General features: G+C 57.9%; 23 protein-coding genes. 13 read left to right on the plus strand and 10 right to left on the minus strand.

Features of this window, described 5'->3' with window-relative positions; genetic code table 11:
- Positions 1 to 147 precede the first annotated feature (147 nt).
- The 4 genes from GOX21_RS13750 to GOX21_RS13765 all read left to right on the plus strand — a co-directional run bounded on the left by GOX21_RS13750 (position 148) and on the right by GOX21_RS13765 (position 4,480).
- Positions 148 to 1,146: a helix-turn-helix domain-containing protein gene (locus GOX21_RS13750; protein WP_170377919.1), complete on the plus strand. Its 999-nt coding sequence runs from the start codon at positions 148 to 150 to the stop codon at positions 1,144 to 1,146.
- A 123-nt stretch (positions 1,147 to 1,269) separates the two neighbouring features.
- A complete protein-coding gene (locus GOX21_RS13755; RefSeq protein WP_170377921.1) occupies positions 1,270 to 2,835 on the plus strand; it encodes a DUF4153 domain-containing protein in 1,566 nt (521 codons plus the stop codon).
- Positions 2,832 to 3,509 carry a response regulator transcription factor gene (locus GOX21_RS13760; RefSeq protein WP_170377924.1) on the plus strand — a complete coding sequence of 226 codons (678 nt, stop codon included), beginning with the start codon at positions 2,832 to 2,834 and terminating at the stop codon, positions 3,507 to 3,509. The genes GOX21_RS13755 and GOX21_RS13760 overlap by 4 nt, the downstream gene beginning before the upstream one ends.
- Complete coding sequence (locus tag GOX21_RS13765; protein ID WP_170377926.1) at positions 3,506 to 4,480, plus strand: sensor histidine kinase; 975 nt, start codon at positions 3,506 to 3,508, stop codon at positions 4,478 to 4,480. The genes GOX21_RS13760 and GOX21_RS13765 overlap by 4 nt, the downstream gene beginning before the upstream one ends.
- Before the next feature lie 89 nt (positions 4,481 to 4,569).
- Here the strand turns inward: GOX21_RS13765 and GOX21_RS13770 are convergent, their stop codons facing one another.
- From GOX21_RS13770 to GOX21_RS13780, 3 genes are all read right to left on the minus strand, one after another.
- Positions 4,570 to 6,375 carry a BCCT family transporter gene (locus GOX21_RS13770; protein ID WP_170378160.1) on the minus strand — a complete coding sequence of 602 codons (1,806 nt, stop codon included), beginning with the start codon at positions 6,373 to 6,375 and terminating at the stop codon, positions 4,570 to 4,572.
- 85 nt (positions 6,376 to 6,460) lie between these two features.
- Positions 6,461 to 9,583 (minus strand): efflux RND transporter permease subunit, encoded by a 3,123-nt coding sequence (locus tag GOX21_RS13775; RefSeq protein ID WP_170377928.1) that lies wholly within the window; start codon positions 9,581 to 9,583, stop codon positions 6,461 to 6,463.
- Between the two features lie 8 nt (positions 9,584 to 9,591).
- Positions 9,592 to 10,692: an efflux RND transporter periplasmic adaptor subunit gene (locus GOX21_RS13780; RefSeq protein WP_170377930.1), complete on the minus strand. Its 1,101-nt coding sequence runs from the start codon at positions 10,690 to 10,692 to the stop codon at positions 9,592 to 9,594.
- Between the two features lie 183 nt (positions 10,693 to 10,875).
- Between GOX21_RS13780 and GOX21_RS13785 the strand changes: the two genes are divergently transcribed.
- The 4 genes from GOX21_RS13785 to sstT all read left to right on the plus strand — a co-directional run bounded on the left by GOX21_RS13785 (position 10,876) and on the right by sstT (position 13,705).
- Positions 10,876 to 11,289 carry a VOC family protein gene (locus tag GOX21_RS13785; RefSeq protein WP_170362136.1) on the plus strand — a complete coding sequence of 138 codons (414 nt, stop codon included), beginning with the start codon at positions 10,876 to 10,878 and terminating at the stop codon, positions 11,287 to 11,289.
- A gap of 19 nt (positions 11,290 to 11,308) precedes the next feature.
- A complete protein-coding gene (locus tag GOX21_RS13790; RefSeq protein WP_170377932.1) occupies positions 11,309 to 11,776 on the plus strand; it encodes a cysteine hydrolase family protein in 468 nt (155 codons plus the stop codon).
- 38 nt (positions 11,777 to 11,814) lie between these two features.
- The gene (locus tag GOX21_RS13795) at positions 11,815 to 12,330 is read left to right on the plus strand and encodes a hypothetical protein (protein ID WP_170377934.1); all 516 of its coding nucleotides are present in this window, start codon (positions 11,815 to 11,817) and stop codon (positions 12,328 to 12,330) included.
- A 145-nt stretch (positions 12,331 to 12,475) separates the two neighbouring features.
- Positions 12,476 to 13,705, plus strand: a complete 1,230-nt coding sequence (gene sstT / locus GOX21_RS13800; RefSeq protein WP_170377936.1) for a serine/threonine transporter SstT — start codon at positions 12,476 to 12,478, stop codon at positions 13,703 to 13,705.
- A 30-nt stretch (positions 13,706 to 13,735) separates the two neighbouring features.
- Here sstT and GOX21_RS13805 read toward each other — a convergent pair whose 3' ends face one another.
- Entirely contained in the window at positions 13,736 to 15,055 is a 1,320-nt protein-coding gene (locus GOX21_RS13805) for a tetratricopeptide repeat protein (RefSeq protein WP_170377938.1), read from the minus strand.
- A gap of 122 nt (positions 15,056 to 15,177) precedes the next feature.
- Between GOX21_RS13805 and GOX21_RS13810 the strand changes: the two genes are divergently transcribed.
- The 5 genes from GOX21_RS13810 to GOX21_RS13830 all read left to right on the plus strand — a co-directional run bounded on the left by GOX21_RS13810 (position 15,178) and on the right by GOX21_RS13830 (position 20,949).
- On the plus strand, positions 15,178 to 15,429 hold the full coding sequence (locus tag GOX21_RS13810; RefSeq protein WP_170362133.1) for a hypothetical protein: 252 nt from the start codon (positions 15,178 to 15,180) through the stop codon (positions 15,427 to 15,429).
- Between the two features lie 10 nt (positions 15,430 to 15,439).
- Positions 15,440 to 17,077, plus strand: coding sequence for a sulfatase-like hydrolase/transferase (locus GOX21_RS13815; protein ID WP_170377940.1), 1,638 nt, complete (start codon positions 15,440 to 15,442; stop codon positions 17,075 to 17,077).
- A gap of 104 nt (positions 17,078 to 17,181) precedes the next feature.
- Positions 17,182 to 18,849: a sulfatase-like hydrolase/transferase gene (locus GOX21_RS13820; protein WP_170377942.1), complete on the plus strand. Its 1,668-nt coding sequence runs from the start codon at positions 17,182 to 17,184 to the stop codon at positions 18,847 to 18,849.
- Between the two features lie 59 nt (positions 18,850 to 18,908).
- Positions 18,909 to 20,153: a DUF3179 domain-containing (seleno)protein gene (locus GOX21_RS13825; RefSeq protein ID WP_170377944.1), complete on the plus strand. Its 1,245-nt coding sequence runs from the start codon at positions 18,909 to 18,911 to the stop codon at positions 20,151 to 20,153.
- A 49-nt stretch (positions 20,154 to 20,202) separates the two neighbouring features.
- Complete coding sequence (locus tag GOX21_RS13830; protein WP_170362130.1) at positions 20,203 to 20,949, plus strand: outer membrane beta-barrel protein; 747 nt, start codon at positions 20,203 to 20,205, stop codon at positions 20,947 to 20,949.
- Positions 20,950 to 20,973: 24 nt separating this feature from the next.
- On the opposite strand, the gene GOX21_RS13835 is transcribed toward GOX21_RS13830, so the two are convergent.
- Genes GOX21_RS13835 through GOX21_RS13860 form a run of 6 tightly spaced genes read right to left on the minus strand, consistent with a single transcriptional unit; the run spans position 20,974 to position 25,101 of the window.
- A complete protein-coding gene (locus tag GOX21_RS13835; RefSeq protein WP_170377946.1) occupies positions 20,974 to 21,369 on the minus strand; it encodes a RidA family protein in 396 nt (131 codons plus the stop codon).
- Positions 21,366 to 21,773 (minus strand): acyl-CoA thioesterase, encoded by a 408-nt coding sequence (locus GOX21_RS13840; RefSeq protein ID WP_170377948.1) that lies wholly within the window; start codon positions 21,771 to 21,773, stop codon positions 21,366 to 21,368. Before GOX21_RS13840 ends, GOX21_RS13835 begins: the two co-directional genes overlap by 4 nt.
- A complete protein-coding gene (locus GOX21_RS13845; protein WP_170377950.1) occupies positions 21,773 to 22,459 on the minus strand; it encodes an ABC transporter ATP-binding protein in 687 nt (228 codons plus the stop codon). The genes GOX21_RS13840 and GOX21_RS13845 overlap by 1 nt, the downstream gene beginning before the upstream one ends.
- Positions 22,456 to 23,205 (minus strand): ABC transporter ATP-binding protein, encoded by a 750-nt coding sequence (locus tag GOX21_RS13850; RefSeq protein ID WP_170377952.1) that lies wholly within the window; start codon positions 23,203 to 23,205, stop codon positions 22,456 to 22,458. Before GOX21_RS13850 ends, GOX21_RS13845 begins: the two co-directional genes overlap by 4 nt.
- Positions 23,198 to 24,184, minus strand: coding sequence for a branched-chain amino acid ABC transporter permease (locus GOX21_RS13855; protein WP_170377954.1), 987 nt, complete (start codon positions 24,182 to 24,184; stop codon positions 23,198 to 23,200). Before GOX21_RS13855 ends, GOX21_RS13850 begins: the two co-directional genes overlap by 8 nt.
- The gene (locus tag GOX21_RS13860) at positions 24,181 to 25,101 is read right to left on the minus strand and encodes a branched-chain amino acid ABC transporter permease (protein WP_170377956.1); all 921 of its coding nucleotides are present in this window, start codon (positions 25,099 to 25,101) and stop codon (positions 24,181 to 24,183) included. The genes GOX21_RS13855 and GOX21_RS13860 overlap by 4 nt, the downstream gene beginning before the upstream one ends.
- Between the last annotated feature and the right edge of the window lie 49 nt (positions 25,102 to 25,150).

The raw sequence follows: 25,150 nt of genomic DNA on the forward strand, positions 1-25,150 counted from the left end.
CAACGCATATGGCGACAGAAACCTCGTCTGCACATGCCCACCAATGGACGCATACCTCGACGCAGCTGAGTAAATCACACCCCCCGCCAAAAGGCGGGGGGTACATCGACCAAAACAACGCAGCCAAATCAGGCAGGGGGAGGAGAAATGAAACACTATGTCCTCGGCAACAACCACGTACAGTTGGCCCGAACGGCCTCTGAACGGCTGCGAAGTATCGACGTTTTTCTAAACGATCCCGAGGCCGATGGTCCGGCCGAAATGGTTACCGAGTTTTTTCATGCTCTGAATGATCTTGTCGAAGATCACACCTATGCCGTCACCATTCGGAATACATCCGAAGCCTTTACTGGCGACCCCCTGTATTGGGCGGGTCGCACTGCGATTTTCTGGGGCGACATTCACAAACCTTGGCACTGCGCCAGACAGGACAAGACCCGCGTTGCGCAGATACTGAATCTGGCGTCACGCTCCATTCTGGTCGGGGGGGCTGCTCTGCTGCTGGCGCACAGCGCGAAGACTGATGAGCCCCTCGCCGCCATCCATCCGAATTTCTCGGCCGCAGCGCAGGAGATCGGACTTGCCGACTGTCACAAACCCACGCACAAATCACCCGATGGGCGGGTACACAGTGCCGCAACCAAACTGAGCGCCCTGCGCCTGCTGGCGGAATTCGTAGCATTGGACCACGGTGAACATCTAGCCGAAAGTCTACGCGGCTACATTGGCCTGACCGAACCAAAACGCGGCTGTGCAAGCCATTTGGCCAACCGCCTGATCCAACGGTCCGGGGCTGATCCGATGGTCCGGCAGGTGATCGAAAAGATGCTGAACAATGTCGAAGACCCGCTGAAAATTTCGGACCTGTCGCAGGCGCTTGGGGCCTCGACCCGTCAATTGCAGCGGCGGTTTCTGAACAAGACCGGTGTCAAATTGTTGACCACCTATCGCGAGCTGCGGCTTGAGCGCGCCTACAGCTTGCTGCGCTATACCGACATGCCACAGCTTGAGATTTCAACAGCAACCGGGTTTTCATCAGCTTCTGCCCTGGGGCGGGCTTTCAGGGCGCAGTATTCCACCACGCCCGAGGCCGTTCGCAGCTGCCGATTTGCCGGAGAACTTAGGGATCACGGCGCGCCACACTAACCTGCCAGACACCCCTTGCCGGGCCCGTAGGTCCGGGCCAATCTGCACGAATTCTGCACAACTGCTGCAAAGGTTCTGCGATCTGCCCCTGCAATCTTGAGGAAACTCAAGCAGGAGGCTGATATGCCCAATGAACTTATAATCCGGGGGGTGCCCCGCTCACTTGCCCATGATGGCTGGTGGCTGGCCAGTGAAAGTGGCACGTCGGTTGACCCAACGCCCCCGCCTGCGACCCCGGGAAACGTGCTGGACGGCGTCCGAAGGTTTCCGCGGGTTACTGCACTGATCCTGCTTGTTCTGCTGGGCGATCTACTGTTCTGGGGCCACAAACCCGGGCTCTCACTGGCCCTTTTCGCTTGGTGCATCTTTGCTGCCGTCTGGGTGAACAAGCCCACCCGCTCAAAACTACTGGTGCCCTCAGCTGTGTTGATGCTGGCCACTCTACCCTTGGTAGAACATGTCCAGCTTTTGTCGGTGACCTTCCTGATCGCGGGGCTGCTCAGCGCGATCGTGTTGTTGCAAATCCCACCAGAGGTCAAATACCGCAAGCTCTTTCCCTGGCTGGCCGGTGGAGTATTGCGCCTGATCAAAAGGGTTCCGACTGCCGGGCTGAAGGAATGCGCAACGCACGTTCGGGGATGGCGCCGTAATCCGGTAGCACATGGCGAAACCGGCCGTTCAATCGTTCATGTATTCATCCGCAACTGGGCCTTTCCGTTGGGTGGCTTCTTCGTGCTTGGGGCGTTGCTGATCAGTGCTAATCCGGTGTTGGAACATGCTTTGGTCCGAGTGCTTAAGGTCGATTTCGACCTGTTTGTGCTGATCCGCCGGATCACGTTCTGGGGCGGGCTGGCCTTGTTGATCTGGCCGTTCCTGACAGCCCCCGCGCCGGATGCGCCTATGGCAGCCCCCACCCTAAGCTGGAACATGTCACTCCTATTGAATGCCGGATCGGTTTTCAGGGCATTGGTTCTGTTCAACCTCATGTTGGCGGCGCAGAGCATCATGGACATCTCGATCCTGTTCGGCACCGCCGCCCTGCCCGAAGGTATGAGCCACGCCACATATGCCCATCGCGGCGCTTACCCCCTGCTGATGACGGCCTTGCTGGCCGGGGCCTTCGCACTGGCGGTGCGCCCCTTTCTTGGGCAAAGCTCAGCGTTGAAACCCTTGTTGCTTGTATGGCTGGCGCAGAACGTTTTGCTGACCTTGTCCGCAGCGTTCCGGTTGGACTTGTATATCGACGCGTTTGGCCTGACTTACCTACGAATCTACGCGCTGATCTGGATGGGATTGGTGGCAATTGGGTTGGCCATGGTGGCCTGGCAGGTGCAAAGGGGGCGTTCGTCTGTCTGGTTGATGCTGCGGGTCACTATGTTGAGCGTGGGAACCCTCTATATCTGTGCGTTCATAAATTTCGCTGCGCTGATTGCGGCGGATACATTGTCGCGTGCTGCAGATTCGGATACTGCGACCCGGACCGACTGGACCTATCTGTGTGGTTTGGGGCACTCGGCCTCCAAGGCAATTTCTACCCAGATTGCCAAACAGCCAATCATGCACATTCCCGACTGGGCGCAAAGCTGTGTGCATCCCGCCCCAACCCATCCGAACTGGCGCGAATGGGACTTTCGCACCGCACGTGTGAATGGCTATCTTACAGCGAACCCCAAAGGCGAGGCGCAATGAAAATCCTGTTGGTTGACGATGATCCCCGCCTGCGCGATCTGGCTGGTCTGGCGTTGGAACGCGCCGGCTTTCAGGTGATCACCGCCAGCGATGGCCAGATGGCCGTGACCCACGCCGCCCGCGAAGCACCGGATCTGATCGTCCTGGATATTGGCCTGCCCGAGATGGACGGGTTCGAGGTCTGCCGCCGCATCCGCGCCCGATCCGAGGTTCCGATCCTGTTCCTGACCGCGCGCGATGATGAGATTGACCGGATACTGGGCCTGGAAATGGGCGCGGATGACTATGTCACCAAACCCTTCAGCCCGCGTGAGCTGGTGGCGCGGGTGCGCGCGATCCTGAAACGTGCATCCGGGTCGCGATCCAGCCCAACCTTGACCCATGGGCGGATCACGCTGGACCCAGGCGCGCATGTCTGCAGGTTGGACGGAAACGCCGTATCGCTGACCGCAACCGAGTTCACTTTGCTGGCCACTCTGGTCGAACGTCCCAGTCAGGTACACACCCGCGCGCAGCTGATACAGGCGGTCTGGGGGGCGTTGTCGCAAGTCTCGGACCGTACTCTGGACAGCCATCTACGCAACTTGCGGGGTAAGCTGGCGCAGGCCGGTTGCACTGGGGTGATCGAAACTGTGCATGGTGTCGGCATCCGCATTCAGGACACCGCGGCATGAGGCGCAAGTGGCGCCCCAGCCTTGCCTTCGTGCTGGGCGGCGCCCTATGCGGCACATTGCTGTTGTCCCTGACCGGGCTGGTTGCGTTTCGGTATCTGGGACAGGAACTGGGCTATCGCAATGCCGCCGTTTTGCTGGCGGTGATCATCACGGCGGCCACGGCTGTTCTAGGCTGGTTGTTGGTGCGGCTATTGCTGCGACCGATCTTTGCGCTGGAACGTTTTGCCACGCAGGTTGTTCGGCACCCCGCCGATCCCCTCTCGCCGCCCTCACGTTTTGGCACTCAGGAGCTTGGCACCACCGCCCAGCGCGTCATCGACATGGCCGAAACCCTGCGCAACCGTGAAACCACTATCCGCAGTTTCTCGGACCATGTCACGCATGAGCTGAAGACGCCTGTTGCAACACTTAGGGTAGCGACGGAATTACTGCGCGATGATGACACGCTATCGGCTGAAAACCTGAGGCTAGTGGACCAGATTGCCGGCGCGGGCGTGCAGATGGAACAGCAGATCGACGCCATGCGTCAGGTAGCCCGCGCGCGCGAGTCGCGTCATGAGGGGGTGACCTGTCTGAACGCCGTGCAAGACGCATTGTGCCGCGATTTTCCCACTCTCGAAATGCGTTTTGACGGCGGCGATCTAATTATCCCGATTGGTTCCAATGGCTTGCTGGTCGTGTTGCGCCAATTGCTCGGCAACGCGCAAGAACATGGCGCGCAGGTTGTGACCCTGTCGGCAACAGGAGACGATACCGAAGTGATCCTGCGGCTTAGCGATGATGGGCCAGGAATTTCCTCCGGCAATGCAGCGCGGGTATTTGATCCGTTCTTTACCACCAAACGCGATCAGGGCGGGACTGGTATGGGGCTGTCCATCGTGCGCAATACACTGCGGGCACATGGTGCGGATATCTCGTTACTACCGACGCATGACGGCGCTGCTTTTTCGATCTGTTTCTCGACCAAATAGGCGCAGATCATTCCCAGGATCAGTCAGTTTTCTCGACGGTGCTAGTCGATCCAATCTGATGCGCCCCTGAAGGTCACGCTCAGATAAGATTAGGTTTCAGTCTCGTTTTCTTCGTGGCGCGCACGCCGCAGATCATTGATCATCGCCTTGGCCAGCGAGACACACATCAGCAACAAGACCACGCTAAAAGGCAGCGCACCAATGATCATGGAATTGGTCAATGCCTCAAGCCCACCGCCCCCGGCCATCAGCAGGGTTCCAATCACCAGCGTCAGCAATCCGCCCCACAAAACACGGTGCATGACCCCGGTTTTTTCGGCCCCGCCGGACATAATCGTGTTCATCACCAGGATGCCGGAATCCGCTGACGTGACCAGAAAGGTCATGGTCAGCACCACGCACATAAAACTGATGATTACCAGCAGATGTCCCGAGATCATCTCGCTGAGCGTCACAAACAGCGTCGCTGTGGTCGAGGCCGCGAGAATGGCGCCATCGGCGTCTCCGTTCAGTTCCAGATCAATGGCCGAGCCGCCCAGAATGGTCATCCAGGCAAAACAAACCAAAGACGGTGCAACCACTGCACCAAGGATGAATTCGCGCACTGTGCGCCCACGCGAGATGCGGGCCAGAAACAGACCGACAAAAGGGGAAAAGGCAATCCACCACGCCCAATAGAAGGTCGTCCAGCCCGATTGCCAGCCGAACAGCCGCCCCGGTGTACCTGCATCATAGGCGGCCTGCTTTGTCGTGTCAGGCAGGTCGGCCAAGTCCCCGCTTAACCCTGCCAAGAAGCTGTCACGCGTGTCCCAGGCATCAGTAGCGCCGGGAAATAGCTCGGCCACGAAGGGGGCGGCTTCAGGTGGCAGGGCTGCGGCATACTCGGATTGGGACATCGGGGAATGGGCCTGAAGGCTGAGCGGTATAAAATTGACGATATAGTCCACCAATGCCTGCCCATAGATCCTGATCGCAAAAGAAAACGAGCCAAAGAAAATGAACACCGCCAGAAGAATCAGTGACAGGATCAGATTGAGGTTCGAAAGGTACTTCACCCCTCGCCCCACGCCGGACACCGCCGAAAGGGTCGACATCATCATGACTAACGCCAGCGCCGCAATCAGACCAGCGGTCGAGGGTTTCATGACCCCTTCCATCAACCACTGCGCACTGGTGATCAGGAAGGCGCCGTCGACAAGCTGCGACACTCCGTACCCGATGGTCACCGCCACCCCGAGGATGGTCGCCACCACACCCAATATGTCGATCACGTGGCCCGCAACCCCGTTGGAATACTCGCCCAGCAGCGGCGTCAGCGCCGTTCTGATCGTCAGAGGCATGTCGCGAGTATAGGCGTAGTAGGCCAGGCTCAACCCTGTCACCACGTAGATTGCCCAAGCGTGGAACCCTGTATGCAGAAAGGTATAGCGATAGGCACCCTGAATCGCCTCGGCGCTTTTCGGGGCGACTTCACCAGACATGGTCAGCGGATTTGATTCCCACAGGCCTAGTGGTTCTGCCGTGGCATATACCATCAGCCCTACGCCCAGCCCGGCCCCGAACATCATCGAAAACCATGAGAAGTTGGTGAATTCGGGCCGCTCATCATCACCCCCCAACCGCATACGCCCGGTGGCAGGAAGGAGAGCAACCACAAACAGAAAGAACGCAAACAACGCGACCGAGAGGTTGTAGAAGACGTTGAACTCGCTCAGCAGCCCGGATTTCCACGACCTCAGCGTGTCATTCGCATTCAGCGGCCAGACCAACGCCCATAGCACCAGCAACGAGACCGCGATCTTGCTGACCAGCGCAATCGGCAGGTTGTAGCCCTTGTAAAACCCGCTGTCCTGCCGTTCGATTTTAAGATCCGTAAAGGGGTCTTGCAGCGACATTTTGCGTGGGCCCACCTCGGTTTCCGTGCCGTTCAGCATCCGAGAAACCCCGGAAGACTGCAACAATTTTCAAGTCTTGCGGGAACTACTCGTTGGCAGTTCGCAACCCAGACAGCCATTCCCGAACGGTCTGAAATGCCGCATACAGCACCGGGATCATAAGCAGACCCAGCGTGCTGTCCAGGATCATGCCAAACAGTACCGGATACCCCACCGAGACCCGCGCCGCCGCCCCTGCCCCGCTGGACAGAACCAGAGGCATAACCCCCACGATGAAACACAGGCCCGTCATCGTCACCGGCCGGAACCGGATTTCAGCCGCCTTCAGGGCCGCGTCCTTAATGCTGGCCCCGCTTTCACGTTGCTGATTGGCAAATTCGACCACCATGATCGCCTTTTTCGCGGCCAACCCGATTAGCAGCACCATCCCCACCTGCGCAAAGATATTGCTGGTCAGGAACGGTAATACCACCAATGGGATCAACGCGCCCAACAGGGCATAGACCGCCGACGTGATGATCGACAGCGGCAGAATCCAGCTTTCATACAGCACCACAAGAAACAGATAGGCCAAGACCAGCGCCGACAGCATGATGAAGGGCACAAGCCCCTGTGCCTTCACCTCTTGCTGGGTGACACCCGACCAGTCGATCCGAAACCCATCAGGCAGCGTCTTGTCGGCAATCGCCTGCATCGCGATGATTCCGTCGCCCGAACTGACCCCTTCAGCCAATTGCGCACTGACCGAGGCGGCCGTGAACAGGTTGTAGCGCGGGATCGTGTCCGGTGCGAGGACCGGTTCGCTGCTGACGAAATTGCGCACGGGCAGCGAGTCTCCGGCGCTGTTTTTGACATAGATGTTATCCACGTCATCCAGCGTCTGACGGAATTCGGCATCGGCTGAAATCACCACCCAATAGACGCGCTCGTCCAGTATGAAGTTGTCCACGAAGTACGAGCTAAGATTGGCCTGCAACGCGGTAAAGATATCCGCCACGCTGACGCCCAGCGTCTCGGCACGGTCTCGGTCGATGGACAGCTTGTATTGCGGGCTTTGGGCCGAGAAATCGCCATGTGCACGCGAAAACTCGGGCGCGGCATTCAGGGCGGTTACAAAGCCGTTCATTACCGCATCCAATTGTGCCCCGTCGCCTTTGCCCAGATCCAGCAGTTGGACCGAGATACCCCCTGTCGAGCCCAACCCGTGAATGGTTGGAAAGGGAAACACGTATGAGACCCCCTCTGGCAATGTCGCCAGCTGTCGTTCAAGTCCATGCATGATGGCGTACCACTGCAAATCCGGACTGGTGCGTTGATCCCATGGGGTGAGCGTAACAATGGCCATGCCCACATTCGAACGCCCCCCGGCCAGCATGGAATGACCCGAGACCGTTGTGACCGCTGCAACCCCTGGCGTCTGTTCGATCAGATTGCCCACCTGCGCCATGAAAGCCTGGGTACGCTGTAACGAGGCCCCGTCCGGCAGTTCCATCGACGCCATCAGAACGCCGTTGTCTTCCTGCGGAATCAGGCCGGTGGGCACAGTTTTGAACAGATACACCGTCACGCCGACGGCCCCGGCAAACACCAGCAGCGACACCGCCATATAACGCAGCATCAGCGCCACAAGGCGCAGGTATTGGCGCCGTAGCCAGACAATCACTGCCGGAACAATCGCCAGCGGACCGATGGGCTTGCTGTCAGTTTTCAGCATCATCGCGCACAAGACCGGTGCCAACGTCAGGGCGTTCACCGCAGACAGGACAAAGGCAAAGATGATCGTCAGCGCGAACTGGAAATAGATCGTCCCCGTCACGCCGGGAAAGAAGCACACCGGCACGAACACGGCCGCCAGAACAAAGGTCGTCGCCACGATCGGCCGGTTGACCTGAGACATCGCCTTCAGGGTCGCCGCACGCGGGTCCAGCCCCTCATCCCGTAGGATACGTTCGGCGTTCTCGATGATGATGATCGCGTCATCCACCACCAGGGTAATGGCCAGAACCAAAGCGAACAGCGTGATCATGTTGGCGCTGAACCCGATGGCATAAATCAGCGCCACAGCACCCAGCAGCGACACCGGGATGGCGATGGCCGGTACGATGGTTGCACGCAGGCTGGCCAGAAACAGAAAGGTCACCGCAATCACCAGCCCCGCCGTCAGGGCCAGCGTCGTCATGATATCGCGGATCGAAACACGCACCGCTTCAGTAACGTCATAGGTGATCTCATACGACACGCCCTTGGGAAATTTCGCCGACAGATCCTTCATCAAGGCGCGCAGTGAGTCTGAAATCTCAAGCGCGTTGGCGGCGCTTTCCTGATAGACGGCGATTGTGGCCGAGTCCTTGCCATTCAGCTTGGTCGACCCGGAATAGGTGGCCGCGCCCAGCTCGATTCGAGCGATGTCCTCAAGCCGCGTGACTGACCCGTCGGGGTTCGAGGCGACAATGATCCGCCCAAATTCCTCGGCATCGCGCAGCAGCCCCTCAGCCCGCAGCTTAAACTGGAAATCGGTTCGTCCCTCGGCAAATGGCGGAGCCCCGACCTGTCCGGCGGCGGCGATGACGTTCTGATCCTCGATGGCGTCGGCAACCTCGGACGCGGTGATATTCAACGCGGCCATACGCACCGGATTGATCCAGACCCGCATGCTGTATTCCAGCTGACCAAATTGCGACACCGTCCCTACCCCCGGCAATCGCTGCAACGGGTCGTGCAGGAAATCAGCACCGAAATTGCTGAGAAACAGCTCATCCCGCGATCCATCGGGCGAGGTCAGGTTGATCACCACAATCATGTTGCCTGACCGCTTGGTAACCTCGACCCCTTGCTGCAATACGGCCGAGGGCAGTTCGGAACTGGCCAGCGCCACGCGGTTTTGCACCTCAACAGCCGCCACGTCGGGGTCAGTGCCTAGCTCAAAGGACACGTTCAGCATATAGGTGCCGTCATTCGAGCTTTTGGACGACAGCGATAACATGCCCGGAATGCCGTTCACACGCTCTTCGATGGGGGTGGCGACGGATTCAAGAATGACCTGCGCGTCCGCCCCCGGGTAAGACGTATCCACATAGATCTGCGGCGGCGTGATATGCGGGTATTCGGTAATCGGGATCAGGCGTACACAGACCGCGCCGAACAGAACCATCAGGATCGCAATCACGGCTGCAAAATGCGGCCTGTCGATGAAGTAGCGTGCGATCAAACCGGCCCCTAACCCTGACTGTCTACTGCTTTCACGACCAGCCCGTCATGTATTTTCTGAAGTCCCTGCACCACCACACGGTCGCCTTCGCTCAGCCCGGATACCACCTGAGTGCGGGTCGCGGTCTGAGTGCCGATCTCGATATTCTGCCGGTGGGTTTTGCCGTCACCGTCGACCGAAAACACGAAATAACCCTGCTTGTCGAACTGCACAGCGTTGCGCGGAACGGTCAGCACTTTGGGCTCCTCTGAACCGGCCAAACCCACGGTCACGAATTGACCGGGGATCAGCACGCCGTCAGGGTTGGCGAAACTGGCGCGTAGCTCAATCGTGTCGGTGTTCTGGCTGACGCTGTCGCCCACGAATATGACTTTGCCCGAGGAGGCATAGGTTTCCCCATCCGCCAGTTTGATGTTTGTGGTCAGTTTGATGTTGCCCGGCGTGATGCGCCCTTTGCGGCGTTCTTGCAGCAAGACCGGCTCGCTGATGTAAAAACTCACCAGCATCGGATCAACGCTGTTAACCGTTGCCAAAACTCCGGTATCGGAGCTTACCAAATTGCCCGCATCCACCGCTGACAATCCGATGCGCCCATCAATGGGACTGAGGATTTCCGTGTAATCCAAATCAATCTGCGCGATTTTCAGATCGGCCCTCGCCTCATCCACCGCAGCCTGCCCTGCGGCATAGGTTGCCAATGCCGTGTCCAAAACAGCCTGTGGGACATCGCCCTTATCGAACAGAGCCTGCTGACGATCCAGCGCCGCTTTGTCGGTCTGCGCGCTGGCCAGCGCGCTTTTCAGCGCTGCCTGTGCGCTGTCCACACTGGCCGCGTATTTCTTCTTTTCGATGCGAAACAGCACATCCCCTTTGGCGACTGTCCCGCCTTCGGTAAAATTGACTTCTTCCAGAAACCCTTCGACACGGGCCTGCAGATCGACGCTTTGATCCGCCACGACCCGGCCAACAAACTGGGCCTTTTTCTGCAAATCCTCCAACGTCACCGGCGCGACGGTCACACTTGGCGGCGGCGCGTCGGACTGGGCCGCTGCCGGGCCCGGCAGAAACAGGGGGATCAATGCGCAAACAAACAGCTTGGTAGGGTTCATCAAAGACCCCCGGTAGTTTGTGATCCCTTCACTATCCCTGCATCCCCCACACGGTGCAACGGTTTTCTGACTGTCACGGCGCACGCATTTCCCTGCTATATCAATCCCTTTGATACAGGGCTTGCCTGTCGCTGGTTCTTGGGATTTTCTGACGCCAACCACCAATCAAAAGGCCGGGCCTTCATGAAACTTGAATTCCATCACATCAACTTTGTCTCGGACGATGTTGAGCGGTTGCACCGTTTCTACACTCAGGTTCTGGGGTTGGCCGATATCCCGATCGAGAATTTTCCTCGGCCCGATGAGACCGACGACAAGGGCTATAGCGGCAAGATCCGCTTTGCCACCGACGGGGCCATACAGATGCATCTGGCCGAAAAGAACCTCGACGTCGCGTTCAAACATGGTGAGACTATCAACCCTGTCGAACGCGGCCACATCGCGTTTCGCACCGATGATATCGAGGCGTTCAAAAAGCTGCTCGATGACAACGGCATTCCGTATTCGGACTATGGCACCGCATTCGCGAAAGAGTGGCACCAACTGTTCTTCTACGACCCCGAGGGCAATATCATCGAGGTTCATCAAGCGGTTTAGCCAGCATCGGAGGTATTGATTGAAACAGGCCGTATTGGTTGTCGACGTCCAACCCAGCTTTGACCCGCCTGATTGGCTGGTCGAACGCAGCCGTCTGTTGGCGACCAAATTCCCCTCGGTCGCTACCGTTGAACGCCATGACGAGGACAAAGTTCCCTTTTTTCGACAAATTGGGTGGAAGCCACGTTCTGTCGACGAAAGCCTTGTTCAGGCAGATCATATTGTCCTGAAATACGGCTACAGCCCGCCCCCGGAAGTCATCGCACAATTTCAAAGCTGGAAAGTCGACCGTGTGCTGGTCTGTGGCATCCAGGCCGACACCTGCGTTCTTGCCGCAGGGTTCGCCCTATTTGACGCGGGCCTGCAACCGACCATAATTGCCGATACGGTTGTTGGGTCTTCGCTTGATCGCAGCGGTAAGCTGGGCGTGGACCTGTGGCAGCATCATTTTGGCCAGGTGATTGATAGGCACTCTGATATTTTGTGACGTCGCAATCTCTGTCCGCATCAGAGAGGAGAGCTATTGTGACCTCGAACCCCATTTTAAGAAAAACAGCCTTTGCCATTTTTGTGGCCATCCCTTGTGCAGCATATGCAGAAGGCTTTTCACTGACCGGCCAATACGAAGGGCGCTATGCCTGTGACAGCACCACGGGTGGCGTGCCCTCAAGCTGGTCCGACCCCATGAGTGCCGGGATCGTTCAGGACGGAGACCGCATATCCATCGACCTGCGATACACGGACAAACAAGAGCTTGGGGCTGAATACTCGCTTTATACCGGATCAGTTGTTCTGAACCCCGAGGGCACCTTGGTCAGCGGCTATTTCGAAGCCTGCGGCGGCACTTTCCCGTCGAAAGAACTTGCGCGGTTTTTTCCCGCTGCTGCAAACACGCCATTCAGTTTTTCGGTGACCAGTGTTTGGGCTTCGGATCAGGTGCCAAACCTGCCAGGCCTAACTGTTCAAACCTGCACCTGGAGCCTGCAGCGCGTGTCCACGGAAACACCCACAGTCAGGCAGTGCGAGACGGCGGCTCAATAAGGAAATTTTCAATCTGGACCTATTTCTTAAGTCCAGATGTTTAAATTGGATCCAAAAGACCCATATAGCCGCAATCTTATTAATTAACCGTGCCTGAACAGCGACAATTCCCCTGTCAGGCCCCCAATCAAACTGGATGGTCCCGATGAACTTTATTCTACGCGGTAGCCTGGTTACGCAAATCATCATCGGTCTGGCAGCCGGTGCCCTTCTCGCCACCCTCTGGCCCGCTGCTGGTTCAGCCGTCGGTTTGCTGGGTGATTTCTTTGTCGACGCGCTAAAAGCCGTCGCCCCCGTTCTGGTGCTGATCCTTGTCTGCGCCGCAATCACCAACCACAAGAAAGACAGCCAGGCCCGCATGGGGCCGGTGGTGATGTTATACATTCTCGGCACGTTTGCCGCTGCACTGGTTGCAGTGGGCGCCAGTTTCCTGTTCCCCGTCTCTTTGCACCTGACCGGCACGCCCGAGCTTTTGGACGCCCCGGACGGGCTGGCAGAGGTGGTCAAGAACATCCTGTTGAAGATCGTGGACAATCCGGTGAACGCGGTGGCGCAGGCCAACTATATCGGCATTCTCGCCTGGGCCATCGGCCTTGGGCTGGTTTTCCGCCATGCCAGCGACTCGACCAAGACCCTGATGTCTGATCTGGATGGCGCGATCACCAAGATCGTGGCTGCCATCATCCGGGTTGCACCCATTGGTATCTTTGGCATCGTGGCCTCGACCATTGCTGAAACCGGCTTTGAAACGGTTGCCAGCTACGGCCAGCTGCTGTTGCTGCTGATTGGCTGCATGGCGTTCATGGCGCTGGTTGTGAACCCGCTAATCGTGTTCCTGCGCATTCGTAAGAACCCCTATCCGCTGGTCTTCACCTGCTTGAAGGAATCCGGGATCACCGCGTTCTTCATGCGCAGCTCGGCCGCCAATATTCCGGTCAACATGGAGCTGTGCCGCCGCATGAATCTGGATGAAGAGACCTATTCGGTCACCATCCCCATCGGCGCCACAATCAACATGGCCGGTGCCGCCATCACCATCACGGTGATGACACTGGCGACCGTGCACACCATGGGAATTCAGGTCGATTTCTTCTCGGCTCTGTTCCTAAGCATCATAGCTTCGGTTGCAGCCACCGGCGCGTCGGGCGTCGCGGGCGGGTCTCTGTTGCTGATCCCAATGGCCGCCAGCCTGTTCGGTATCGACAACGCAACGGCCATGCAGGTGGTCAGCATCGGGTTCATTATCGGTGTTCTTCAGGACTCGGCGGAAACCGGTCTGAACTCGTCCACCGATGTGCTGTTCACGGCGGCAGGATCGTACAAGCAAGGCGATCCCTATCCCCGCAAACTGCCGATGGAGCAGGTCGCCGCCTAAGCGGCCCTGACCCCCCACAACCGTCAGGTTTTACTCGGCGGTTGTGGGGTCTGCACTTCCCCACCCGGCGGAGCGCATTGCCGAAGTCAGATCCCGTACAGGACCTGGATCGGCAAATACCCTGGTTTTCAACGCCTCTAACGGAAAGTTTGGCCAGGTCCTGGCGTATAATTCGGCCAGTCTGCGTGCTTCACCCCGATCACCGTTTTTCCAATGTGCGGCCATCAGATAGGCAGTTGAAATTGGCCCGAATGGGCCGCCGCGCGCGATCGTATTCTCATAGGTTCGGATTGAGCCCGCATAGTCGCCGGTGTGAAACTGCGCCGCACCCAGCGCGTTTCCGGCCACCGACCCACCACCATCTTCAGCCAGCGCCTGATAATGCTGTGCCTGTGAAAGTACGCGTTCAAAGTCAGAAGTATAAAGCGATATCAGGGCGTCAAATTCCGCAATATGTGGATCATTAGGGGCCAGCTTGGTTGCCCTGTGATTCAGACTGACGGCCTGATCGAAATTGCCGGCAGCGAACTCAGACCATGCTCTGGCCGACAAAGCCCAGGGCGCATCCGGGGCCAGTTCAAGTGCATGGGCGCTATTCTTATCGGCAGTGCCAAGCAACTCCTCTGCGACAGGATCGTAGAACTGCAAAATGGCAAGCATGGTTTCCACCTGCGCAGCCCCTGCATAGCCGCAGTAATACAGCGGGTCCCGCTGTATAGCCGTTTCAAACACCATCAGAGCCGGGCGGAGCCGTTGTAAATCCACAACCGGGAAAATCAGGTCCTGACCAGCGCTACACAGGTTCATCGCCTCGACCCGGGTCGGAGAAACATCGTAGATCGTGGATTGATCGCCGGTGGTCGGTGGCGCATTGCGGCCGCTCAGATGCGTGGTTGCCACATAACCGCCAAGGCCCAGCAGAACCGCTCCGGTTACCGCTCCGACCAGCAGCAGGTTGCGCTTACCTCCAACCTCGGTCGCACCCGACCGAAACTCTGGCGCGTAGCTGCCGACGGGCAAGGTGATGACCACCGGGTCCGACGCGCCTTGCCCCCCGTAATACGCCTTAAGTTTGCGCCGAACGCGACCCGCGTCGACACGCACGACCCCTTCGCGTCGGGACAGGTCATCGGTGCTGTAACCATAGACGTCCATGGCAATCGTCTTGGCGCGGATTTCATCCGTGCGTCCGGCAAGCGCCTCGGTCACGACATAGGTCAGAAAGGACTGCATCCGCGCTGAACCCTTGAAATCCTTCGACGCGAGTACGCGATCAAGCGCCGTCTGGATCTGTTCCTTTGGGAACGATCCTGCATCCCGTTGAGCGGTGTCGTCGGTCGCGACAGTCAAGAACTATCCTTTCAAGGTAAGGACTTGGCGGCATGCTGCTACGGTAGCATGCGGTTTAATACGTTCAAGACATATTCTTGGACAGGCATGTTTGAATGGCGAATCCAGCGGATGCCGTTACAATGACAGATGATGACTTCTTTGCAGCACAGTTTCCCGGCGCGGCACATCAATTGCAGGCTTTGCGCGCGCGGGACAAGGAGTTTGACCAAATCTGCGCCGATTACCACGAGGTACTCCGCGAGTTGGCGCTTGCCCCGCGATCCGCAGGTGGAACGCAGACCCGTTACCTCGCGGATCTGGCCGAAAGTGTCTCGGACCTGCGAAGCAGTATTGAAAAACGGCTGCACGCCCCTGACCGCACAAATGAGTGAAAGGTTGACCATGAAACTCTGTACCCTTCTGCCCCTGCTGATCCTGACCGCCAGCCCGGCCATTGCCCAGGACACCCCGATCATTCACGATGGTGAGTTCGAATACCTGCGCGCGCAGTTCGGCACGGCCTGGGACGCACAGGATGTTGAAATTGACGCCAAGCTTGCCGAAATCCGCGATGCGAATGGCGGCCAACCACCCAATTTCCTTTACATCCTGATTGATGACGTGAGCTTTGGTCAGATGGGCGACCGCAAGATGAACTACGTCATGGGGATCGAGACACCGAACATCAACCAGCTGGCAACCGAGGGTCTGTCGCTGATGCGAATGTATACTGAACCCTCCTGCACACCCACACGCACGGCAATGCTGACGGGCCGCCATCCGGTGCGAGCCGGGGTGGAGGAGGTCAAGGTGGCGCTGGTGGGCGAGGGTCTTCCGGCCTCAGAAGTAACCCTGCCAGAAATCCTGAAACAAGCAGGCTATAACACTGCCCATGTCGGCAAATGGCATCAGGGCGATATCGAACAATCCTACCCCCACAATCAGGGGTTCGACTGGGCCGCCTTCCCCCTGCACCAACAAGTACAGCTGAGCCTCATGACCCCCGAGGCGATGCGGTCCAATGCCATGCTCGGCTATGTACCCGAAGGACAGAACAATCAGTTCCTTCTGGACGCGCGGTTCAAACCCTACGGTCTGGTCACAGGTGTCGAGGCCGAGGCGGGGGGCGTGGCCCGCGAAGTCGACATGGCGGCGGGCGAGGTTTGGACGCAGGCGAAATACGAAGACATGAACCTGCGCTATCAGCAGCAAGCTCTGGAACAACTTAAGCGCGTTGCGGCTGAAGATGCGCCGTTCTTCCTGCAATACTGGCCGCTATACCCGCTGAATTTCGTCTATCCCGATCAAGCGATTTCACGCAACGGGGGCTTTCACGCGGACAAGCTGCAATTGCTGGACGGCTGGATCGGTGATCTGCTGGCCGCGCTGGAAGAAACCGGCGAAGCCGACAACACAATCGTCGTCCTGATGGCCGACAATGGCCTGATGTATCACTACGAGGGCACCTCAGGCCTGAACCAACTGATCTATCGCGGCGGCAAGACCCAGCATCTTGAGGGCGGCGTACGCACCGATGCCTTTATCCGCTGGCCCAATGTGATCGAAGCCAATAGTGCGGCGGGCGATATCTTTCACGTCTCTGATATCTACACCACAATGGCCCGGATCGCGGGGGCGACTGACTATATACCGCGCGACCGCGTAATTGACGGCATCGACCAGACCGCCCTTTTGCTGAACGGCGAAGGCCACGGACGGCGCGATTATGTCTATGTTTACGAGGGGCCGGTCCTACGGTCTGTGGTCAAGCAAGAGTTCAAGATGCACCTGCCTGCCCCCGGACAACCCGGCGCTGGCGCACCGACCTACAACATCTATCGCGACCCGCGCGAACAACACCCGCTGGTGGGGTATTCCCTTTGGGCCGGGGCCTCGTTTCAGGACATGGTCAAACGCCATCAGAAAATGATCGCCAAATACCCGCATTCCGAGATTGGCACTGGCCTGCCCTATGAAGGGATCGAAAACCTGCGCCCAGAATCGGAACTGGCGCGCGAAACCTTCATGAGCTGGCAATGAGGTAAACCGTAGAATTTTAGAAATAAACATCATAATGTTTCAATGTGAGAATACCTCGACAGCCATAGGCCAAGAGAACATCTTGCATACAAGGGGAGTACGGAATGAAACTGGGATGGTTAATCACCTTGTCATCAGGTCTTGTGGCCACATCGGCATTGGCGCAGGAAAACCCCATTCAGCACGACGCAGAATTTTACGTTCTGCAAGCCCAGCACGCCGACCAATGGGCACAGGATGATGCTGCTGTAAACGAAGCATTGGCCGCGTTTAGGGACGGCAACGGTGGCAATCCTCCAAACATCATCAGCGTGTTGATCGATGATTTGGGTTTTGGCGACATGGGCATCCCCGAATTGAATGCAGTGCGGGGCTATGAGACGCCAAACATCAACGATTTCTCGGATCAGGCCATGCGAATGGTGCGTATGTACACCGAGCCATCATGCACGCCGACCCGTGTGGCACAGATGACTGGGCGTTTGCCGGTAAGGATGGGGATGGGCGACACCGCAGTGGATATAGCAGGGTTTGGCTTGCCCGGCGATGAGGTCACCCTACCGGAAGTTTTGAAACAGGCGGGCTATGCCACAAGCCATGTGGGAAAATGGCACATGGGGGACATCGCTGAAAGCTGGGCCATGAACCAAGGCTTTGACTACGCCCAAATGGCCGTACACCAGCAAGGACAACTGACCATTTTCAACGATGATGCCATAAAGGAACAGGTATCTGTCGCGATCCGCGATTATGACGACAAATACACTTTGGACAATTGGTTCAGACCTGATGCATCCGCGATGATGACAGTAATCGAAGGCGAGACCGACGGTCCGATCCGCGAAATCCGCATGGAAACAGGCGAACGTTGGAATGCCGCCAAATACGACGAGATGAACCAAGCCTTTCAGGACAAAACCCTGTCTGAACTTGAGCGTTTGGCCGGCGATGAAGAACCTTTCTTTCTCCAATATTGGCCAATGATTCCCCTGGATAACACGCGTGCTGGTCGTGACGGACCCGAAAGCGCCAACGGCGGGCTGTATGTCGACAAAATGCAGTTGCTGGATCAATGGCTTGGTGACCTATTCTCCAAAGTGGACGAGCTTGGGCTAACCGAGAACACCATCATTGTCGTAATGGGCGACAATGGCCATTTCACCAAGTATTCTCCGCAATCAGGGTTCACCCCAATGATCTTCCGCGGTGGAAAAGCTGACACGACAGAAGGTGGTGTTCGTGTTGATGCCTTTATTCGCTGGCCGGGAATGATTGAAGAAGACGCATTGTTGAACAGCATAGTTCATGTCTCTGACATGTACACAACGTTTGCACGGTTTGCTGGTGCGGAAGAGTTCATCCCTCGCGACCGGCTTGTCGATGGTGTGGACCAGTCGGCCGCACTTCTTTTTGCCGATGAATCCAAAGCACGCCGGGATCACGTGATCATCTATTCGGTCGCCAAGCCCGAAGCTATCGTCAAAGATCAGCTCAAGCTCAAGCTGCCGGGACCCGGTGAAAGCCCGATTGTTGCCAAGTTTTTCGACCTATATCGCGACACGCGTGAGGAGTATTCGGTGTCGACCGAAGTTGGTGCCTGGGGTGGACAGGAGTTCGTTCGGATTCTCGGGCGCCACAATGCGCGAAAGGAAAAATTCCCGGATACTCCTCCGGCCACGGGTGTTCCGTACGAGGGCATCGACAACATCCGCCCCGAGACACAGCAAGCGGTTGAAGCGTTCCTGGTCAAACGCCAATCGTCACAACAATAAGCTTAGACTGCCCGCAGTATTTCCGCGGGCAGCCTTTTCAACTGACAGCAGGTAAGGCGATGGCTGGAAACATAATCTTCGCACTTGGCATAGTGGTGTCGCTTGGCATTGGCTTTGTCTATTTCCGCGATCTGGGCGACATCTCGCAAATGCTGTTGAAGGTGAAGCGTGAAAATATGGTGCGGTTCATCCGGCATGAATACCGCCTGATCGGTATCGGGTTGGGTGCATTTGCCGTCTCCACGCTGACCTTTCTCTTTTTGGGTGGCGGATCGTTCTGGTTGTGGGCTTTGTCTGCGTTGCTGGTGCTGTTCTTTTACGGCTTCCCTTTTGTCTGGGTGCATCTGGGCCTGCGTAACCAGTTGAACGACGCGGCCTTCTTTCCGATCAGCGAGGCCCGCAAATATGTTGGCCCAACCGCGCCGGTCATCGTGATGGATCACAACGGCCATGCCCGCGCGCACCCGGATGCACAGATCATGCGACCTCATCTGGCCGGTGACGTCGATGGGTTGGGCGGTGAAGATGTGGTGATGACCTATTGCGCAATGGCCAACCTCGGCCAGGGATACACCCCACGGATCGAGGGCAAGCGGCTGGACCTTGAGGTGCTGGCCCAGCACGGCAACAACCTGATCCTACGCGACAATGAATCCGGCGAACCGATCCAGCATATCTATGGCTTCCGCGAAGCCGACCGCGACCCGAACGCTGATGGGCTCGCCTGCCCCCTGCGCCCCGAGGCGCAGATGAAGCCCTGGCCGACCTACCGGATGACGTTCCGAGGATTCCAAAAGGCCTTTCCCGACGGCGAAGTCTTTCTGAACAAACCCTCATCCAATCCTCTGCTGCGGCTGCTGGACATGGTGACCGAGATCACCTTTGGATGGGGCATCGGCCGCCAGCATCAGGAAGAAGCACCCGTGATGGACAATATGGATCGTTCCGATGACCGGCTGCCCAACAAGACCTATGTCTGGGGGATCACAATCGGCAAGGATGCCGCCTGCTGGACGGATGATTTCGTCATCGACAACAACTGGATCGTCAACGCCACCGTCGGTGGCCGCGATGTCGTAGTCAGTTTGGACCCGAAATACGAAAGCTTGGGCGTGTGGTATAATGACAGTGGTCAGCCCGTTTCACATTGCGATTTCTGGGGTGTGTCGGACCAGGGTCAGTTACAACGGGTAGAAACTCTGCGGGCCGGAATATTCTGGCACGTCTGGTCCGAGTTTTTCCCGGACACTGACATAAATCGCGTCGGCTCGGGCGCAACGGACTCTGAGGACGTAGCGGCATAGGACCCATTTCGGAAACACATAATTTAAGACAGAAATAGTGAGGGACAGAATGGTACAAACCAAAAAAACAAGGCTCGGCACCGTCGCAGCGGCCTTACTGACATCCGTGGCAGCACCCACCTCGGCGCAGCAGTCCGATTGGTCTTACGAGGCCACTATCTATCTGTTCATGCCCGAGACCGAGACCAGCATTGAAACCCCTAGGGGTACGCTTGACGCGACACTTAGCTTTACAGACGCGCTGGAAAATCTCGACTTTGCGTTCATGGGCGCGCTGGCGGCAACAAACGGGCAATGGAGCGTGCTGGCCGACTATAACTATACCAACTTGTCCTTTGGCGATACCGGGCCTGGCGGCGGCGACCTTGAAACTTCGGTCAAGACACAGTTCCTGACGGCCTTATTGGGTTACCGAGTGCGCAATGATCCAACCGTCAAGGTGGACCTTGCGGGCGGCTTCAGGTGGTACAGTACCGACACTGATTTCTCGCTGACACCTGTAGGAGGTCCCGCCTTTACCTCTACTGCCGACGAAAGTTGGGTCGACCCGGTAGTTGGGGTCCGGGCACGGTTTACGCTATCCGATTCATGGACCAGCACCGCTTATGTGGATTACGGAGGATTTCGCAGCGGCAGCCAGACCTGGTCGGTTCTGCTGACTGCAGACTACATCATAAACGACAGGTGGATGCTGCGGGGCGGATACCGTTACATATCTTTCGACCACGATATTGACGGCAATGATTACGAATTCGATCAATCCGGCCCGCTGATAGGTGCTACTTACCGGTTCTGAGTGCGCAATCTTTAACAACCGTGGTTACGACAGATGCGCTGTGGCCTCAATCTCAACCATGGCTTCGTCTTCGACCAAACCGGCAACGATGATCATCGACATGGCGGGGAAGTGCCTGCCAAACACCTCTCGGTAGGCTGCGCCGACTTCGGCCTGTTTTGCCAGGTATTCGCTTTTGTCGATGACAAACCAGGTCAAGCGGGTCACGTCGGTTACCTCACCACCTGCGGCTTCGACAATGTCCACGATATTTTGCAGGGCCTGTTTCATCTGGCCAATAAAGCCGCCGTTGACGAATTCCTTGTTCGCGTCCCATCCGATCTGGCCGCCAATATGCAAGGTTCCGTCCTTAGTCAGAACGCCGTTCGCATAGCCTTTGGCCGGAAGCCAGCCGTCGGGCTGAATGATCTTGTGGCTCATGTCGCGTCCTTTCTGAATGTTTTTAGCTTGCTGCGGATGGTATCTGGCCACGCCTCGGGGCGGCCATCGGCGTTGACGTGGACCAATGTCGCCAAAGTTGTCAGCCGCACCTCGTCCCTACAACGGGCGGTCATCGTGTACCCCGCCGAGCTGTTGCCGATCTGTGTGATTTCAAGTTGGAAAACCAATTGGTCTCCATGGCGGCTGGGTGCGGGAAACTGGGTCTGGATCTGAACAGTTGGTACAGCACCTGCGCGATGCAGATCGTGGAACGGCGCGTTCAAACCCTGATCAAAGAACGCCTCGACGCAATCATTGATCATCTCGAAGTAACGCGGAAAGAACACGATCCCGGCAGGGTCGCAATGTTTGAACAAGACTTTTTGATGAAACTCAAACGCCATCAGACCCCCACATATTTTTCGGAAATTTCAGGGGTCAGGTCAGTGATGGCACCGGTCCAGACGGTGCGGCCCCGCTCCAGAATGACTGCTTTGTCGGACACAGCCGCCAACTCCTTTAACGATTTGTCGATCAGCAGGATCGCCACGTTGGTCTCTTGCCGCAGGCGGTGCAGCGCTGCCCAGATTTCCTGCCGGACGATCGGGGCAAGCCCCTCGGTGGCCTCATCCAGGATCAGCAGTCGGGGGTTAGTCATCAGCGCGCGGCCTATCGCCAGCATCTGCTGCTCTCCTCCCGACAGGGAAACCGCCCGTTGCCCCTGCCGTTCACCCAACCGGGGAAACAACTCGGTCACACCACGCAGGGTCCAATCCCCTGGGCGTGCCGCCGCAATCAAGTTTTCACGCACAGTCAGGTCGGCAAAACAGCGGCGGCCTTCGGGCACCAGCCCCACGCCTTTGCGCGCGACCTTGTGACTGGGCAGCGCATGCAGGTCCTGACCGTCCAGCGTTAGCGTGCCGTCTGACCGGATCATCCGGCAAATGGCCTTTACCGTGGTGGTCTTACCCATCCCGTTCCGCCCCATCAGGGCAGTGACCTCACCCTGCGCAATCTCAAGATCCGCACCAAACAGGGCCTGACTGACACCGTAAGAGGCGCTGAGGTTTTCTATCCGCAGCAGACTCATGCCTCGTCCCCCAGATAGGCGTCGCGCACCTCGCGGCTGGTGCGGATTTCGTCCGCCGTGCCCGTGGCGATGACCTTGCCATAGACCAGCACGCTGATCCGATCGGCCAACGCAAAAACCGCGTCCATGTCGTGCTCGACCAGCAAAATGGGCGCTTCCTGCCTCAGCCCGTCAAGAAAACCCGTCAGTCGTTTCGACCCTCCGGCACCAAGCCCGGCCATTGGCTCGTCCATCACAAAGGCTTTGGGGGACAAGGTCAAAGCAACTGCAACCTCCAATTGCCGCCGCTGACCATGGCTGAGGTTAGCACAGCGCGTATCGCGGTCATCGCTGAGGCCCACGCGCTCCAACGCTGCCTCGGCCCGTTCGCGCAGCGCGGGTCGTTTCAAGGCAGGTCGCCAGAACCGCCAAGCCACATGCTCGGCCCCCATCGCGCCCAGCACGGCGTTTTCCAGAACAGTATCTTCCATGCACAATTGGGAAATCTGAAAGGTGCGCCCCAGCCCGGCCCGCGCCCGTGCTTGCGTGCTATGCCCCGAGACATCTTGACCATTCAGCAGGACACGCCCGGAATCTGACTGCAACCCACCGCAAATCTGTTGGATCAGCGTCGATTTTCCCGCCCCGTTTGGGCCGATGATCGCATGGATTTCGCCGGGTATCAGGTCAATCGACACGTCGTCCGTGGCCTTGAGTGCGCCAAAGCTTTTGTTCAGGTTCAGCGTGGAAAGGACGGGATCAGACATGTGCCCCCTCTTTCCCGGTCAGCAGACCGATCAGCCCCCCGCGCCCGAACAGCACAATACACAGCAGGACCACGCCCAGGTAGACGTGCCAGAAGTCAGTAAGCTCGCCCAAGAAATGTTCCAACGCGACAAAGACGCAGGCCCCGATGACCGGCCCCATCAAGCGCCCCACCCCTCCGATGATGATCAGCACGATCAATTCGCCCGACAATTGCCAACTGAACATCGTGGGGGAGACAAAGCGGTTCAGGTCTGCAAACAGCGCGCCTGCCAACCCGGTGATTGCCCCCGAAAGGACAAAGGCCAACAGCTTCAACCGCATCGGGTTCAGGCCCACGGTCTCAACCCGAGTGGGCGTCTGACGCGCCGCGTTCAGCGCCAATCCGAAGGGTGAGCCCTGAAGGCGGGCGAACAGAAATAACACCACACAAAGCAGCGTGAAACAGATGCCATAGAACTGGATCGGTGCTAGTGTGTTCAGACCAGGAAAGTCGTTGCGGACATAGATCGACAGCCCATCTTCACCCCCGTACTGCGCCCAGGAGATCGCGAAGTAGAAAAACATCTGCCCAAAGGCGAGCGTGATCATGATGAAATACACCCCGGACGTGCGCAGCGACAGCAGCCCGATAAAGAACGCCACCATCCCTGAAAGGATCATCGCCACCAGCCAGATCACCGGCATAGCTTTGGTGCCATCGGTGGTGAATAGTCCCAGATCAAGCGCCGTGTAGGTCTGCGCGTGATAGGCAAGGATGCCCATCGCGTACCCTCCGATCCCAAAGAACACGGCATGCCCAAAGCTGACCATGCCACCGATCCCAAGGATGATGTTCAACCCCACCGCCGCCAGCGCAAGGATCACCGCCCGCGTCACCAATGTGATCGTAAAGGGTTGATCAGCCACAACGGCCCAAAGCGGCAACACCAGCAGGCCCAAGATCATCGCGGCATTGAGGTATTTCTCATTCAACCTCATGCGCGTGCTCCGAACAAGCCAGTAGGTCGCCAGATCAGCACCAGCCCCATCAGCACATAAATCCCCATCGAGGCCAGCGCCGAGCCGCTTTTCTGTGCCGCGCCATTGTCCATGAACAGCTTGAACAATTCGGGCAGGAACACCCCGCCCAGCGTGTCGGTCAGCCCGACCAGCAGCGCGCCGATAAAGGCACCACGAACTGAACCGATCCCGCCGATGACAATGACCACAAAGGCCAGGATCAGCACCGGTTCTCCCATCCCGACCTGAACCGATTGAATCGCCCCGACCAAAGCGCCAGCCAATCCGGCCAGCGCCGCGCCCAACGCAAAAACCAGCGTGTAGAGTTTCGAGATATCGACGCCCAGTGCCGCGATCATCTCACGATCATTCTCTCCCGCTCGTATTTGAATGCCTAGACGGGTGCGTTCAATCAGCGCCCAAAGACCCACAGCCACGGCTAGCCCGATGCCAATCAGGGTCAGACGATACAGCGGGTATTCGATACCGCCGGGCAAGGTCACAGGCCCCGACAGCGCGTCGGGAATGTCCAAAAACAGCGGGAAAGAGCCAAAAACCCAGCGTGTTCCTTCGGAAAAGATCAGGATCAGCGCAAAGGTGGCCAGCACCTGATCCAGATGCGGCGCGTTATACAATCGCCGGATCACCACCATCTCGACAATCGCTCCGGCCAGCGCTGCGGCGGCCAGGGCGGCAACCAGCGCCAGCAGGAAAGACCCAGTTGCGCCCGCCACAGCCGCCGCCGCAAAAGCCCCCACCATATACAGCGAGCCATGGGCCAGATTGATAAGACCCATCACGCCGAAAATCAGCGTCAGGCCAGCCGCCATCAGGAACAGCATCACACCGAACTGCAGCCCGTTAAGGATCTGCTCGATAATCAGGATCGAGGACATGGGAACTCCGGTGGCCTGCCCGCCCCGCAATCGGGGGCAGGCAGAGGGT

It is taken from the genome of Ruegeria atlantica (assembly GCF_013032005.1).
Taxonomy (GTDB): Bacteria; Pseudomonadota; Alphaproteobacteria; order Rhodobacterales; family Rhodobacteraceae; genus Ruegeria; species Ruegeria atlantica_A.